This window comes from Oleiphilus sp. HI0061 (assembly GCF_001635675.1).
Genome location: NZ_LWFE01001273.1, coordinates 1 through 1,326 on the forward strand (window position 1 = coordinate 1; position 1,326 = coordinate 1,326).

Annotated in this window: 1 protein-coding gene; it reads left to right on the top strand. The window is 41.5% G+C overall.

Translation table 11 applies throughout. From position 1 onward, the window contains the following. Positions 1 to 315: 315 nt before the first annotated feature. Positions 316 to 1,275, top strand: a complete 960-nt coding sequence (gene gshB / locus A3735_RS20000; protein WP_068508693.1) for a glutathione synthase — start codon at positions 316 to 318, stop codon at positions 1,273 to 1,275. Positions 1,276 to 1,326 lie beyond the last annotated feature (51 nt).

Below are 1,326 nucleotides of genomic sequence, written 5' to 3' on the forward strand. Positions count from 1 at the left end.
CTTGAAGAACAATTAGCGTCGGGTCTGACATGTCTTGTACGCGACGCACTACGATATTCCAAGCCTGAACTTGTCAAACCTGGTATTTACTTTTCACGGTCACGATACAAAATTCGGCGACCATTATTTCACTATAGACCAATATCTTAAAAGTGTTTGTTAATATCAAATCACGATTAATTTCATAAGCATTTATTATTTATAGTTTAAATAGATAATCTAAGAAAGAAATTGTTTTATTCAAAATGTAATGAAAGTTAAACTAAGATAGTAGTTCTTAAGGTTAGTACATTTTTTTTGTTTCGCAGGTAATAAATGACGATTAAGTTAGGAATTGTGATGGATCCCATTTCCGGGATTAATATCAAGAAGGATAGTTCCTTCGCTATGCTGCTTTCTGCCCAAGCGAAAGGCTGGTCTTTGAACTATATGGAAATGTCTGACCTATATTTGGATCAAGGTACGGCTCGTGGACGTTTGACGCCTCTCAAGGTAAGTAACGATGAGCAAAGCTGGTATGAACTTGGTGAGCCGCGCGAAGCCGATTTGGCTGAGTTAGACGTCATTCTTATGCGTAAGGATCCACCCGTTGATTCAGAGTTTATTTACGCTACGCATATTCTAGAACGGGCCGAGCAGCAGGGAGCTTTAGTATTAAATAAAGCCCAAAGCTTGCGAGATTGTAATGAAAAGCTATACGCGACTCTTTTCCCCCAATGTTGCCCGCCTGTTTTGGTCTCGAGAGATCAGCAACGCTTGAAAGCGTTTTGTAAGCAGCATGAAGACGTCATCTATAAACCCTTGGATGGTATGGGAGGCGCTTCTATTTTCAGAGTGACTCTGGGGGACAGTAACCTAAGTGTGATTCTCGAAACGCTGAGTCAGCATGGCCAGCAACAGGTGATGGCGCAAAAATATTTGCCTGAGATAAAGAATGGCGATAAGCGTATACTTATTATTGATGGTGAGCCGGTTGCTTTTGGCTTGGCGAGAATTCCGGGGCAAGGTGAGTCGCGAGGCAATTTGGCTGCAGGTGGTCGTGGAGAAGTGCTGCCACTGACTGAACGTGACTATTGGATCGTTGATCAGATAAAAGATGATTTACTAGATAGGGGCTTGTTATTTGTAGGTATCGATGTGATTGGTGATTACCTGACAGAAATAAATGTCACCAGTCCAACCTGTATTCAGGAAATTGAAAGGGTTAGCCAAATCAAAATTGCTGATAAGCTAATATCGACGATTGAGCAGAAATTGAGTGCTAGTAAAAAGTAATATGAAGCAAGAGACGCAATCTGTAGGGGAGCTAAATTGGCAGTGGTAGGA